Origin of the sequence: Caballeronia glathei, from assembly GCF_000698595.1 — a bacterium.
GTDB lineage: Bacteria > Pseudomonadota > Gammaproteobacteria > Burkholderiales > Burkholderiaceae > Caballeronia > Caballeronia glathei.
This window is the reverse complement of the sequence record NZ_JFHC01000070.1, coordinates 1-13,471: the sequence shown is the minus strand read 5'-3', so window position 1 is coordinate 13,471 and position 13,471 is coordinate 1. Positions and strand designations below refer to the sequence as shown.

Genomic DNA, 13,471 nt, shown 5'->3' with positions numbered 1-13,471 from the left:
CCCTTGACTTCATGACCGAGAGTGTGGCTGCGCCGCGCTTACCCAAAAGTGACCGGTAGATTACAAGTCCGTTAACTACGCAGGCATGGGGGCAGAACGCCGTGAGGAGACGGCGTTACCCGATCGACCGGTGGCACGGCTTCTGGAACGGAGAGGGGCTCGAAGGGGCGCTCACGCGCACGGACGTGCCGGACCTCGACAAGATCGCGCTGTACGTGTGCGGCGGAGCCGTGTTGCCCGCGGGGCGTGTCCGTTGCGCAACTGCCGCAGGCGGTTCACGCGGCAGGGCGTGTAGCGACCAAGGCCGCGAGCGTCCGAAGAACCGCGCGGAGCCGGTTGCGGGCTCCGGCGGGCGAGCAGCGCTAGCTCAGGCAGGGTATGCCGGCTTGTATGCGCATGCCCGGATATGTGCCGCGATGTCGTCCGGGCGCGGCACGCGCGCGAGGTTCTGGTCGAAGATGCACTCGGCGACCCGGGTCGCCACATGCAGCGATGCCTCCAGGATCTTGCTTTGCGGCGGATAGATCAGCCCGGTCGCGAGGCTCTCCTCGGTAACCTGCTCTGCCACCGCCTTCGCCGCGACGATGAACATTTCCTCCGTGACCCGGCTCGCTTCGGTTGCGAAGACGGCCATGCCCACCGCCGGGAAAATGTAGACGTTGTTCCCCTGCCCGGGCACGAACGTGCGGCCTTCGTATTCCACCGGCGGGAACGGGCTGCCGCTCGCGAAGATCGCTCGCCCCGACGACCAGCGGTACGCTTCCTCGGCCGTGCATTCGGAGCGCGAGGTCGGGTTCGAGTACGGGAAGATGATCGGACGCTCGTTGATCGACGCCATCGCCTCGATCACCTGCTGATTGAACAGCTTGGGCACCGTGCTGACGCCGATGACGCCAGTGGGCTTCAACGCGCTCACTGCGTCGGCGAAGCTGCTGACGGGCGCATGGTCCACGGCGAACGGCTTTTGAAAGTCTGCGAGATCCTGGCGGGACTTGACCATCAGCCCGTTCACATCGAAGAGCGTGTTGCGTGCACGGGCCGCGTCTATTGTCAGGCCTTCCAGGGCCATCGCCTGGCTGATGAGCTCGGCGATACCGGTCGCGGCCGAGCCGCCGCCGAGAAAGAGAAAGCGCTGCTCGGTGAGCTTCTGGCCCGAAATGCGCAACGCCGCGAAGACGCCGGCCAGCGCAACGGCCGCCGTGCCCTGGATATCGTCGTTGTAGGTGCAGATCTTGTCCTTGTATTGGGCGAGCAGCGGCACGGCATTGAAGTTGGCGAAATCTTCCCATTGCACGCAGCATTTCGGATAGCGTTCCTGAACGGCCGCGACGAATTCTCCGACGAACGCGTAGTAGTCGTCGCCGCGCACGCGCTCCTGACGAAGGCCGAGATATAGCGGGTCGTTGAGCAGTTTGGCGTTATTGGTGCCGACATCCAGCATTACGGGCATGCAGTACTGCGGCGGTACGCCGGCACAGGCCGTATAGAGCGAGAGCTTCCCGATCGGAATGCCCATGCCGCCCACGCCCAGATCGCCCAGCCCGAGAATGCGCTCGCCGTCGGTGACGACGATGAACCGCACGTCCTGCTCCGGCCAGTTGCTCAGCAACTCCTTGACGCGGCCTCGCGCCGAGATCGGCACGTACATGCCACGCGTGGCGCGAAAGATGTGGTCGAATTTCTGGCACGCCTCGCCGACCGTCGGCGTATAGACGAGCGGCATGAAGCTCGCCGGGTCTGACATGACCGTCGCGTAAAAGAGCGTTTCGTTGCGGGCCTGGAGGTCCGACAGGAGCAGATACTTCTGGAGATCGTTGTCGAGATTCGCCAGCTCCGCATGCGTGCGTGCGACCTGCAGTTGCAGCGAACTCACGCCCGGCGGCAGCAGGCCATCGAGGCCATACTGCCGTCGCTCGGACTCGGTGAAAGCGGTTCCTCTGTTCAGGCGAGGGGAACGAAGGAGGTCATAACCGGACAGGCTGCTCTGCTTGCTCATCGAAGGCTCCCTTCAAGTTTGGAGACGGATGCAACTTATGACGTGCCGATCCGGCCGCGGAATCAGGCTGTTGTGCCTGACGGTCCCGGCAGCTTCAGCGGACATGCGGCCAACGCTTCAACTCAACTTCAGCTTCCTGATGCAAATTCGGCGGACGCCCGCTTCTCCCTTCCATGTGAGCGGGGATGAGTCATGGAAAGAGCAGCAATCCACGCTGCACCGGGTCGTGATTCGGCCGTCTGGTTCCAGAGTTATATACCAGGATGCCAGCGCCCGGCCAAATGGTGTTCCGGGGAGTGTCGCGTGGATTCGCAATGGAATAAGCGGGGAGGGCGCGGCGTTATGGCGATGAAGCAGCAGCCCTGCGCGTGATCCGGTTCTGGTCAACGTTGCCAGCGCCTCGATGCGCTGGATGCACGCTTTGACCGGACGACATTCGCGCTGGTGTGCCGCAGGCGAATCGGCTGCTTCGAGCACGGGGAGACCGTGGACGCCACTCGCTCGGGGGCTGCGCGAAACCATGCCTGGTCCGATGAAAAGCATCCCAGTTCCCGGCGGCCGGCCGGACGGGCGGCCGCGACCGCCCGGCATCCCGCCGTTCGTGACGTTCTGGCGCGCGTTGCTTGGATATGTCGCAGCCGTGAGTAGCGCCGCGTCATCGTGCTTTCCCTTGCTGGATCTCGGTCGCGCGCTTCGTGGCGAAACCCCGGCATTTCTCCGGCCGGAAATGCCATTCATCGATTGCATTTGTCGCTTTCTGACTTTCGAGTTCGGCGCCATTCTTGCGGCACTGGGGTTCGCGTCGTTGTGGATCCTGCCGATGTACGTGATCGGGATGGTGCTCGCCCGGCTGTCCGGCATGCGGCGATGGATCTATTTCGTCACACTGGGGACGGTTCTGGCTATCGCGCTTCCGTACGTCGCACGGGCGTCGCGCATGCCGCTCTCGGCCCTCGGGATTCAGGTCGTCGATCTGCGGCTGGCGGTGGTCAGCATGCCGGTCGGGGTCATCGGCGGTGTCGTGTGCTGGCTGGTCCTTCTGGCGACGTATCGTGATTTCTCGAAGCAGCCGGGTGATTCCAGGACCGTTTACGCGCGCTTCGCCAATTTGCCTGATGTATGCATCGATATGCTCGATAAGCGATCCGATCCGTGATGTCCGGAGCCAGTGCTTTGCAAGGAAAGTCCGCCGGTGTCGGCGCAGGGATGAATTTGCTGGTGAAGACAGGGAACCGCCGGGGCCCATCGCCTGTCTTGAGGTCCATATGGGCGCTATGCTTGTGTGATGGCGGCGGCTATGAACTCCATCAGCCATCGCAGGACGTCTCGCCCTTTGATGACGGTATGAAAATTGCTCGATGCCGGTCTACCATGTTCGGGAGCAACAATGAGCTATGTGCTTAGCGACGGAATCGTGAGAATTACGGGTCACTCCGGCGTGGTGACGGAACTGCCGGGAGATGCGCTGCGCTGGGAAAGCCCGTTCGAGGACGCCGACACCGGCGAGCTCGTGCATCTCGCGACGATTGCGGCGGAAGAGTTTCAGGGGAGCGCGGACGACCTCGTCGTCCTGAAAGTGACCGAAACGGAAAGCGGAGGCATTCAGGGAGGCGAGGTCATGATCGATCGAAACGACGGAGACTACGAAGTGGACACGGAGGACCTGACGGTCACGATCGAAGACGATCTGGATATCGGGGAGACCGACGACTAGCGGCTCCCCGAAGTGGTGCGCGCCGCGGCCGAATGCAGGGCGCGAGCACGCACATGTTGGCGCTGCAGCGGGCAGCGGACTCATGGTGCCTGCATTTGCTGTTCGAAGGTCAGTGCGATGAACTCGGCCGGCCCACTGACAGCGACCTGCACCGAGACCTTCAGCAAGCCCGCCAGAATGTCCCCGGCGGTCATGGTTTCACCGAGGCCGACGGCCACGACGAACGCGTCGTCCTGGCTTGCGCCAGCGAGGCCGCCGCGTTTCCAGACATCCGTCAGGAAGTTGCGCACCATGCTCTTGATGGTGATCCACGTTCCGGCTGCATTGGGCTCGAACACATAGGCCCGGCAGGCGAGCATGATCGACGCCTCGATCATCATCACGGTGCGGCGCACGTTGACATAGCGCCAGTCGAGGCTGTTGCCATCGAGCGTACGCGCGCCCCACACCAGCGGGCCTCGTCCTGTGAACGCGCGCACGGCGTTGACAGACTTGCCCTGCGTATCGATGTTGAGATCCCCCTGCTCTTCATCGGAAATCGGAACCGCGGGCGACACGACAGCGTTCACGCTGACGTTTGCGGGCGCCGACCACACGCCGCGCGCGTTGTCGACCATCGTGTAGATCCCGGCGATGCCCGCAGCCGGCGGCAGCAGATTGAGCTTTTTCCGGATTGCCGCGAGGATCGACGGATACAGCCTGCTGACGTTTGACAGGTTCTGGTGCAGCGAGTGAACGTCGGATGCCGGATTCGCGGACTTGCTCCGGTCCGACGTGATGCTTGCCAGCAATGCGTTGAGCGCGTCGATTCTGGTCCTGGCCTTCGGCGACGGGTTCGTGTCGTCGAGGACAGGCGACAGTTCCTGCTTCAGCAAACTGGTCAGGACGTCGAGATTGGCGATCGCGGTGAAATCCAGGTCTTTCTCCCCGACGATCGAGGTCTCGAGCCACGGATAATAGGCTGCACCATACTCAAGGAAGCCGGTGCCGATCGACTCGCGGAATGCGGCGATGCAATCGCCGTCAGGGTCACGGCGATCCCTGTAGCCGTCGCGTATGTCGAGCACGGCGAAGCGGTTGCGCGTGCTTGAGCCGCAGTGCGCCAGCATCGCTTTCTGCACGGCGGCGCAATCCGTGGCCGACAGATGCACGGCTTCCGGCACCACGACGAGGGTCGGTTCCTGTTCGGCGAGCAGCGCATCGATGCCGGTGCTGATCCTGCCGGCGTCGAGGTCGTCGCCGTAGCTGCCTGCCGAAACGATGTAGCACGTACCGCCGCCGTTCTGGAAGAACAGCAGCATGCTGTAGTAGAGGATGTAGGGCGGGCTCCCGGCCTTGAGCACGTATTCGTCAGGCTTTCCGGCCGCGGGGTCGGTCACGGCAAAGTCGCCCGTGGCAACGCCCGCACCCGATTCCACCTGTTCATCGATCGAAAAGCTGGCATTCGGCGCCCCGCCGAAATAGTGGATGAATTCCGCCATGGAGCTGATGCGCCTGGGTTTCCCTGCCAGCGGGATACCCGCGTTGACAGCAAACTCGGTATGGCCGATGAAGGCAGGCACGGCTGTCGCGACTTCCACGACCGAGTTCCGGAAGGCGTTCTTTTCCACGACGTACACACCCGGTGTCTTGAATTGCGCCATGAGGTCACCTTCGGTTGATTGCTGCCGACGCTGTCGCGGCGCATGCCGCCAGGAAGCCTGAGCGCCGCATCAGATGATACGCGCGGTGTGCACGGCCGTCGGCTTTCGAGCAAAAGCGTTGGCGAGGGGCGTCGACGGCGAGTGCGGAATTTGGCCCCGGCACGACGATCCGGCTCCTTCAAGGACACCTCGAACCTCCTGTTCACAGGCCCGCGACTCGCGTGCTCATTTGCTCCTCATTCTTCGTCTCCATAGTGAAGTCCGTGGCAGACAACGTCCTGATCCCTTCAGGCGTTCAAACAACAGAAGGAGGTACACATCATGAAATCGCTTATTCAGATCGTAACCGTTGCCGCTTTTCTTGCTTTGCCGATTACCTCGTTCGCACAGTCGGACGCTCCGGTCACCCGCGCCGAGGTGCAGGCGCAACTCGCGCAACTGGAGCAGGCGGGCTATAACGCCGGCAGCGACCATGCGCAATATCCCGCGGGCATTCTGGCTGCCGAATCGCGCGTCGGCCCACGCGATGCCGCGGCGTCGACCGATTATGGCGGCGTGACGAACGGTACATCGCAAGGCGGTGCAGAGTTTCACCCGCTGTACGATGTGGGGCTGACATCGATCTACTTGCATCACTGAGCGGATCGTTCGATGGTCATCGGGGGTGCGTGGAATCCGCGTGCCCCTGTCGTACTTTCGACGCCCGTGCGTCCCTGTCCGCTGGCCGCCTGCGTCTCGTTGCGCGTGGACCATTCGCCGCTGCACGACGCGCACACCTGCCTGCGCCGTACGTGTCCGTAATGCACATCGATTCGAACGCTATCGTCGCCTTGCGTTCCGGCAAGCGCACGGCGAAGCGGACATCGAGGTTCGTTTAATAATTGTGACACTGGCGCCCTCTAGCATCGCGGCATTTTTTACTTCACCCTTTGATGCCAGGGATCACGCCGATGTCTTCACACTTCAAGGCTTCACGCCTGCACCTCGCCATTGTGGCGGCGAGCGCACTTTCTTTAGCAGCATGCGGAGGCGGTAACGATTCGCCCGCGCCTTCGCAGACCGTCAATACCGCGCCTCCTCCGCCGCCCGATCCGGGCTTCGTCGACTCGGCGCCGGTTGCCAACGTGCCCGCCGTGGTCGATACCATCGCGACGAACCAGCGTGGCGACGCGCGCTTTGCCACGCTCGATACCAATGCGGGCGTGCGCGTGCTCGGCGCGTTCCTGAAGCTGTGGCAGCCGCTCACGGAAGTGGTGGATGCGGGCGTGTCGGCACCGGCGGTCGGATCTTTCCCGGCCGTCGTAACGTCGACCTGGACAGGCCTGCCGAACGACGGCACCCCGAACGGCACCAAGCTGAACCCCACGGTGCTGGACGCGAACATCCAGTTCGCCGCAACCGAGACGTCCACCCGAACCGATGCGCAGGCCGCCGCAGCCTACTTCGACGATCGCCGCGGCAAGGGCTATAGCGTGACGGACGGCATGGGGCCGCTCACGAGCCTGTGGCGCACTGCCGCCCAGCAGACCACGACGATCACGACCATCCCTCCCGAAGCGACCACGACGCTCTTCAACGACACGGGCAACAACACGGGCGTCGGCGGCAGCGCGAACAGCCAGTTCGGCAAGGTGGTCGATTTCATCAACGCGATGGGCAACAATGCGTCGACGGAACCGGCGAAGCGCTTCTACAAATACGCCCGGCCGTACCGCTGGAGCAACAGCGTGATCGTCGTGCCTGCACTCGTGCCCGCCGAGAGCCCGACGCCGACGACCGACGGCGGGTTCCCGAGCGGCCACACCGCTGAAGCGATGCGCGACGCGCTGGCGATGGCCTATGTCGTGCCCGAGCGCTTTCAGGAGATGATCAGCCGCGGCATGGAACTGGGCGAGAACCGTATCTTCGCGGGCATGCATTCGCCGCTCGATGTCAGCGGTGGCCGCGTTCAGGGCGAAGCGTTCACGGCGGCCAATCTCTCGGACCCGAATAACTCGACGCTCAAGCAAGCTGCGTTCGCACAGGCCCACAGCACGCTGATTGCACTCAGCGCCACCAGCGCAAGCACGTTCGCGGCGTTCGCGCACTCGGGCACGCAGGCTACTGACCGCTTCGCCGATCACGCGACGAACAAGGCCAACTACCTGCGGCGGCTGACGTTCGGCTTCGGACCGATCGGGGACACGACCGTCCCGGCCGTGGTGCCGAAGGGCGCGGAAGTGCTGCTCGAAACGCGCCTGCCGTATCTCAGCGCGGACCAGCGGCGTGTCGTCCTGAAGACGACCGCGCTGCCCTCCGGCTTTCCCGCACTCGACGACGCGGAAGGATGGGGCCGCCTGAATCTCTTTGCAGCCGCTGACGGCTACGGCGTGTTCAACGGCAACGTGTCCGTGACGATGGATGCGTCGCAGGGCGGCTTCAACGCGGCCGACACGTGGAGCAACGACATATCCGGCGCGGGCAAGCTGACGCTGCAAGGCACGGGCACGCTCAGGCTTGCCGGGATGAACGTCTACGCCGGCGGCTCGCAGGTGATGGGAGGCACGCTCGAAGCAGACTCGGTACAGGCTTTCGGCAAGGGAGACGTCTATCTCTCCAGCGGAACGGTCGTGAGCCACGCGCCAGGACGCGTCTCCATCGCGGGCGCGTACACGCAACTCGCGGCGGGCACCACGCTCGAACTCGATGTCGGGCCCAACGACCAGGGCAAGCTCGCCGTCACGGGGGCGACGACCATTCTGGGCGGCACGCTGCACGTGAAGTTCGTGAACGGCTTTACACCGCAGAATGGCACGACGCTCGACCTGATCGACAGCAGCAGCCTGCGCGGCCGCTTCTCCACCGTGACAGTCGACGGCTTCAAGGCCACGCCTGTTTATAGCGCGGCAGGCGTGCAGGTTCGCCTGGGTTCATAACGCCGCGCATGCGAGCACGGTGGCGTTCGCCCGGGCCTGAAGCACGTGGATCGATGCCGCATCAGGGCCTCGCGGGCGTTCGCCATCGGCCGGGCGCGGAGGGTCGCTCCGGCTGACCGGAAGCGTTGTCCCGTGCTTTCAGTCTGCCGGTTTCCGTCGTCACGGCGCACGCGCGGCGCGCCGTGACGATGGTTCAGATTCCCGCCTCATGCTCCGTGCTCGTCTTCGGGCCGAGGCGGTCGCTGCTGGTGGGCGCGTGCACGTCCCGCGACGCGAATCCGGCCTCGTTTTCCGGCGGGTCGAACCATTCCGGATGGGCGAGCGTTGCGCGAATGTCGGCTAGACCCGAGGACCAGTGGTCCAGCATCGTGTTGAAGCCGAACTGAAAATCCTTGAAGTGGTTCTCGTACGGCTTGTCCTTGTAGATCAGCTGGACGACGTTGTAGCGCTTGTCAGTCGACATCCGCGCCGCGATCCTGCACCACGGGTCGCGCTCGAGCTCTTCCGCGCTCACGTGGCGCAGCACCTCGCGAAGCGTGCGCCGCAGCAGTTGATCGTGCCGCACGTAGTGCGTGACGGCGCGGGTACGGCTGGAGTACTGGATGTCCTTCGTCCGGCCGTCGACTTGCGCCATGCTCGACGGCAGGTCGCCTTCCGCGCTCCAGAGATCGACCTGAAAGGCGAGCGTGTCGCGCCTCGGGATCTGCCCGAGCACATGGGACAAGGGCGTATTGGAGACGAGACCGCCGTCCCAGAAGTACTGTCCATCCACTTCGACGGCGGGAAATCCCGGCGGCAACGCGCCGGAGGCCATGAAGTGCTCGGCTTTCAGCGTGATTTCGTGATTGTCGAAGAACGTCAGATTGCCGCTCGCCACATTCACCGCTCCCACGCATACGCGCATGCCGCCTCGATTGATGCGCTCGAAGTCCGCGAATCGTTCCAGCGTGCTTTTGAGCGCGCCCGTGTTGTAGTGGCTCGCGTCGGCCACCTTGAGCGGCCAGGGCCCGACAGGCGGCGGAAAGCGCGGCGCGAAGAAGCCGCTTTGGCCTTCCACCAGCGCGCGCGTGGCATACCACGCGGAAAATGCCTGCCGGTAGGTGTCGGAGGTTCCGAACAGGTGCGTCTCCACTTCCGGTGGCCAGAGCCGCAGCGAGGAACCGGGCTGGCAGATGGTCGCCCAGAACTGCTTGAGCGCATCCACGCGGGCCCCGGGCGCATTGCCCGCGATGATCGCAGTGTTCAGCGCGCCGATCGAGATGCCCGCGACCCAGTTCGGATGAATGCCCGCTTCGGCGAGCCCCTCGTACACTCCCGCCTGATAGGAGCCGAGGGCGCCGCCGCCTTGCAGGACGAGCGCGACGGTTTCGTAGTGCCGGGCGATCTTGTCGTTCAGCGTCGACGGGTCGGGTGTCGTTGCGTGCGGCATATGAACCTCACTGGAGTTCGACGATCGGAACCATGACGGTCGCGGTGTGACAGCGCGTGCACCGTCACACCCGGGGCGTCGCCTGCACGCAACCGTCGCGCGCAAGGCCGCGAGCGCCCTGGCGGGAAGGAAGGGACAGCGGGTTCAGCGGCTTCGTGCGTCGTCCGACAGGTAGTCGAACACGACCTCGCCCAGCGCGAGCGTGAGGTCCGCAATGATGTGCCGCGCCTCGACGACTTCCAGCACCGGCAACTCACCGACGGGCGCGAGCGCGTGCGAAGAGAGCGACAGCGAGGCCGGCCCGCCCCACGCGCCCTTGATGTGAATATCCTTCAGGTGATAGCGGACGATTTCGCAGATGCGCGGCGTGCCGTCCACATGCGGAATGATCTTGAGCAGGTAGTTGTCGCCGCTCATCTTCACGCGTTCGGCTTCGGCATCGAGTGTCGTGTGCTTGTAGCCCATGGTGCCGGTCGCGATGCGCACCGGTCCGAAATCGAGCGTCCCCACCAGTGCGTCGATATGCGTTTCCAGCCTGGGCGATGCGAGCTTCTTCGGAAATCCCCAGAGCTCGCGGCCGCCCGCGATCGGCGGATGATCGTCCAGATACATCGCATGCGTGTAGGCGCCCGGCTTGCCCTCGAACTTGACGGGAATGACCTGGCCGCTTTCCGTGTAGTCGCCGAAACCCGTGGAATTCGGCATGCGGATGAACTCGTAGTGGACGAGATCCGTATAGACCTCCAGCGGCTCCGGCACGAGCGCACGCAGCTTCTCGATATCGGTGCGGTACGTGATGATCATGAATTCGCGATCGACGAACACGTACGGTCCGATCGGATAGGCCGGGCTCGCCAGCGGCATCGAAAACGCAGTTCCGCGCACTTCTTCGACTTTCATGAGACCTCCGAAAGCATACACGCGAGAGCGCCGTGAAGAAGCTTGCGGGGGCGCTCAGGGCAGGAAACGGAAGGCACCCTCGAAATCGGCATCCGGATGCCCGGCTTGGCACGACTGCAACCATGCAGATACTCAATCAAATCTCCTGGCCTTGCAATAGGCCGGCTGACATCGAGGCGCGCAGGAAACGCGGCGCAACGTGCGGCCAGGGCCTTGTCGTTGACACCTGCGCCCGCCCGCCGTATATTCCCATTTGGCTATATACAAGGAAGGCTATGCAATGCGTTCAGACGAATTGAGCCGTGCATTTGCCGCGCTTGCCGACCCGACGCGGCGCGCCATCGTCGCGCGTCTGGCTGCCGGGGAGGCGACGGTGTCCGAGCTTGCCGAGCCATTCGACATGACGCAGCCATCCATCTCCAAGCATCTCAAGGTGCTGGAGCAGGCAGGTCTCATCTCGCGCGGCAGGGCGGCGCAGACGCGGCCTTGCCGTCTGGAGGCGGCGCGGCTGAGAGACATCGCGCAGTGGGTCGACGTGTATCGCAATTTGTGGGAAGAGCGCTTCGAGCGGCTCGATGCTTTTTTGCAGTCAACCCGGCCACCGGCGGGGAAAGGAAAGAAGAATGTCCATGAATGACGATCAGTCAGTATTCACGATCACGCGCCAGTTCGCGCTGCCGCGTGCCGTCGTGTGGGAGGCGTGGAGCGAAGCCCGCCAGCTTAAACAGTGGTGGGGGCCAAAGGGGTGTTCAATCGATATCCGCTGCTTCGAGTTCAGGCCCGGAGGGTTCTTTCATTACGCGATGAATTTCGAGGGCGCGCCCACGATGTGGGGCCGCTTCAACTATCGCGAGATCGTCGCGCAGGAGCGCATCGTGTGGCTCAATTCCTTTTCGAACGAACGATGCGGCATTGCGCGGGCGCCCTTTAGCGAAAGCTGCCCGCTCGAAATTCGCAATTTCGTCACATTCGCCGGGCATGCCGAACACACAACCGTCACATTGCGTGCGGAACCGTTCGGCGAGGTGGATGCGGAGCGCGAATACTTCGAGGCATTGCGCCCGTCGCTCGAACAGGGCTATGGCGGCACGTTCGACCGGCTCGACGCATTCCTGCTGCAAGGGTGAAGGTACGCCTGGGTTCAGGACGTGATTCGCAGAGCATGCGATCACAGCGAACGATCGTTCTGCCAGTTGGCCGCGTGCTCGCCGATGATCCTGATCGCGCGAATCAGACGGTCGGAGACGACCGACAGCGTGATGCCAAGGATGACGGCGATCTCGTCATTTCCCAGGCCCTCAACCGCCGAGAGCAGAATCACGACTCGCTCGGCATCGGGCAGGCAGCCGACGGCCGCGATGATCTTGCTGTGCAACGAGGAGCCTTTTGCAGCGATCGATGGCTGCCATTTGGGACCTGTGTCTCGTGCGGGGGCCTTTCCTTCGCGTCGCGCATGCTCCCATGCCGAATGAATCGCCTTGTACAGGCGTAACAGGATGGTAGAGGTCTGACTGGCATTCGAATCGTTCAGCTCCCGCTGGTAGGCTTGCTCTACCAGTCGAGCCGCTTCGCCTTCGTCGTTGGACAGGCGCAGCGCAAAGGCCCAGATGCGGGCGAGGACGTCTTCGTAAGGCGGCAGTCCCGCGTTCTGGCCGTTTTCGACGCGGGCTTCTGCATCTCCCGGTCGCTTGCACTTGTCTTGTTCAGCAAAGTTCATTACAGGGTCATGCATTCAATGGTCCTCTCGCATGACGGATCAGTTCCGCGAATGACCCTTCCGCCGCGTCAAGCGGCCCGCCGTGTAGGAGCGGTGCCTGGGTCGGGCAGTGCGCTTCTCGCGGAGCTGGCTTCGCAGGCCGAGAACGTCTGCGTGTCCCGTTGCCGGGGACAATCGTCATGCGATCGTGTGTCGTCTCGAGGGCACCTTCATGCAGCGCGACACGGCAACGATTCCGGTGTCACGTACCGGCGCTCGACTGGTCATCGTGATCAACGCCCGCACGGGCGGCCTGCGTGGTCTTCCAGAGGAAAAATTATCAGTATCTTCAATGAGCAATCGCTTGCAAGTGAATGGGGACATCAGGCTCCGCCATACGCACGCCGTTTTCTGCCAGCGGTGCAAAGCGGCGCTTATCGGCGGTCGGTGCGTCCGGTCCTGACCTGCCCGAAAGGTCCGATTCGTGCACGTGGACCGGGCATTCGTGACACGTTAGGCCAGCCAGCGAACATTGCCGCAGGGATAACCCCGTGTCCCTGTTCGCCCACTCATACCTGCGTATAGCCGACTCATCCCAGCTCGTTACCCAGGACACCATTTGTTCAATGGAAGCCGCGTCTTCGAGTGAACTACATTGAGCCTGCGGACCGTTCTCCCGAACAAGCCCCTTTGAAGGTTCAGGGTTCTTCCGAGGTGAAGGCGCAGTAAGCATCTTCGCGAAGACGAACTTCTGTACCGGTGTAGGCGCTCCGGTACAAACCGGAAGCGCTGGCAGGAAGCGCCGTCTCGTTGGCCCCAAACGACGCATCGATTCGATTGAAAGTGACTTGTCGGACCCGGATACTTTGGGCATGGACTTCCTCGGACGAGGTCTTCGGAGCGAAGCGACAAGCGGCGTCTGGCAACGTGATACGAAGTGGCCCTTCCAGACACCTTGATTGGCAATCCGAAGTCCAGAAGAGGAAGTGAAGCAATTTGCCAACGCAGCTTCGTCAAGCCCGCGCAGATCGAGCGCGGTGCGACCGGGCGCATCCTGGAGGTAAGCATGAGTACGATCGCCGGCATCAAGATTCCCGACAGCAAGATGGCGCGCGCCGCCACCGAACTCGTTCGCGACACAGAGTCGGATCTGCTCTTTCATCATTCGACGCGCGTGT

General features: G+C 63.3%; 11 protein-coding genes and 1 pseudogene. 7 read left to right on the top strand and 5 right to left on the bottom strand.

Annotation, left to right across the window (positions count from 1 at the left end; all coding sequences use genetic code 11):
- Positions 1-367 precede the first annotated feature (367 nt).
- Entirely contained in the window at positions 368-1,996 is a 1,629-nt protein-coding gene (locus tag BG61_RS30930; RefSeq protein ID WP_035934675.1) for an NAD-dependent malic enzyme, read from the bottom strand.
- Positions 1,997-2,528: 532 nt separating this feature from the next.
- Here BG61_RS30930 and BG61_RS30925 point away from each other — a divergent pair.
- Positions 2,529-3,152 carry a hypothetical protein gene (locus BG61_RS30925; RefSeq protein ID WP_035942558.1) on the top strand — a complete coding sequence of 208 codons (624 nt, stop codon included), beginning with the start codon at positions 2,529-2,531 and terminating at the stop codon, positions 3,150-3,152.
- A 231-nt stretch (positions 3,153-3,383) separates the two neighbouring features.
- Positions 3,384-3,710, top strand: coding sequence for a hypothetical protein (locus tag BG61_RS30920; protein ID WP_129572187.1), 327 nt, complete (start codon positions 3,384-3,386; stop codon positions 3,708-3,710).
- 80 nt (positions 3,711-3,790) lie between these two features.
- Here BG61_RS30920 and BG61_RS30915 read toward each other — a convergent pair whose 3' ends face one another.
- Positions 3,791-5,353 (bottom strand): phage tail sheath family protein, encoded by a 1,563-nt coding sequence (locus BG61_RS30915; RefSeq protein WP_035934672.1) that lies wholly within the window; start codon positions 5,351-5,353, stop codon positions 3,791-3,793.
- Between the two features lie 321 nt (positions 5,354-5,674).
- Between BG61_RS30915 and BG61_RS30910 the strand changes: the two genes are divergently transcribed.
- Positions 5,675-5,992 (top strand): DUF4148 domain-containing protein, encoded by a 318-nt coding sequence (locus BG61_RS30910; protein ID WP_035934671.1) that lies wholly within the window; start codon positions 5,675-5,677, stop codon positions 5,990-5,992.
- 311 nt (positions 5,993-6,303) lie between these two features.
- Positions 6,304-8,268, top strand: coding sequence for an acid phosphatase (locus BG61_RS30905; protein WP_035934669.1), 1,965 nt, complete (start codon positions 6,304-6,306; stop codon positions 8,266-8,268).
- 193 nt (positions 8,269-8,461) lie between these two features.
- Here the strand turns inward: BG61_RS30905 and BG61_RS30900 are convergent, their stop codons facing one another.
- Positions 8,462-9,697 carry a DUF3734 domain-containing protein gene (locus tag BG61_RS30900; RefSeq protein ID WP_063741143.1) on the bottom strand — a complete coding sequence of 412 codons (1,236 nt, stop codon included), beginning with the start codon at positions 9,695-9,697 and terminating at the stop codon, positions 8,462-8,464.
- Positions 9,698-9,841: 144 nt separating this feature from the next.
- Positions 9,842-10,597, bottom strand: coding sequence for an acetoacetate decarboxylase (locus BG61_RS30895; protein WP_035934668.1), 756 nt, complete (start codon positions 10,595-10,597; stop codon positions 9,842-9,844).
- Positions 10,598-10,877: 280 nt separating this feature from the next.
- Between BG61_RS30895 and BG61_RS30890 the strand changes: the two genes are divergently transcribed.
- Entirely contained in the window at positions 10,878-11,234 is a 357-nt protein-coding gene (locus tag BG61_RS30890) for an ArsR/SmtB family transcription factor (protein ID WP_035934667.1), read from the top strand.
- Positions 11,227-11,724: an SRPBCC family protein gene (locus BG61_RS30885; RefSeq protein ID WP_232256304.1), complete on the top strand. Its 498-nt coding sequence runs from the start codon at positions 11,227-11,229 to the stop codon at positions 11,722-11,724. The genes BG61_RS30890 and BG61_RS30885 overlap by 8 nt, the downstream gene beginning before the upstream one ends.
- 41 nt (positions 11,725-11,765) lie before the next feature.
- Here the strand turns inward: BG61_RS30885 and BG61_RS30880 are convergent, their stop codons facing one another.
- Entirely contained in the window at positions 11,766-12,314 is a 549-nt protein-coding gene (locus BG61_RS30880; RefSeq protein ID WP_035934665.1) for an RNA polymerase sigma factor, read from the bottom strand.
- A gap of 916 nt (positions 12,315-13,230) precedes the next feature.
- Here BG61_RS30880 and BG61_RS44230 point away from each other — a divergent pair.
- Positions 13,231-13,471: pseudogene (locus BG61_RS44230) on the top strand (hypothetical protein); the annotation flags it as partial.

Bases quoted from the DNA above. Each gene is read 5' to 3' on its own strand.
- BG61_RS30930 (WP_035934675.1), bottom strand. From the start codon at position 1,996: ATGAGCAAGCAGAGCAGCCTGTCCGGTTATGACCTCCTTCGTTCCCCT.
- BG61_RS30925 (WP_035942558.1), top strand. From the start codon at position 2,529: ATGAAAAGCATCCCAGTTCCCGGCGGCCGGCCGGACGGGCGGCCGCGA.
- BG61_RS30920 (WP_129572187.1), top strand. From the start codon at position 3,384: ATGAGCTATGTGCTTAGCGACGGAATCGTGAGAATTACGGGTCACTCC.
- BG61_RS30915 (WP_035934672.1), bottom strand. From the start codon at position 5,353: ATGGCGCAATTCAAGACACCGGGTGTGTACGTCGTGGAAAAGAACGCC.
- BG61_RS30910 (WP_035934671.1), top strand. From the start codon at position 5,675: ATGAAATCGCTTATTCAGATCGTAACCGTTGCCGCTTTTCTTGCTTTG.
- BG61_RS30905 (WP_035934669.1), top strand. From the start codon at position 6,304: ATGTCTTCACACTTCAAGGCTTCACGCCTGCACCTCGCCATTGTGGCG.
- BG61_RS30900 (WP_063741143.1), bottom strand. From the start codon at position 9,697: ATGCCGCACGCAACGACACCCGACCCGTCGACGCTGAACGACAAGATC.
- BG61_RS30895 (WP_035934668.1), bottom strand. From the start codon at position 10,597: ATGAAAGTCGAAGAAGTGCGCGGAACTGCGTTTTCGATGCCGCTGGCG.
- BG61_RS30890 (WP_035934667.1), top strand. From the start codon at position 10,878: ATGCGTTCAGACGAATTGAGCCGTGCATTTGCCGCGCTTGCCGACCCG.
- BG61_RS30885 (WP_232256304.1), top strand. From the start codon at position 11,227: ATGAATGACGATCAGTCAGTATTCACGATCACGCGCCAGTTCGCGCTG.
- BG61_RS30880 (WP_035934665.1), bottom strand. From the start codon at position 12,314: ATGAACTTTGCTGAACAAGACAAGTGCAAGCGACCGGGAGATGCAGAA.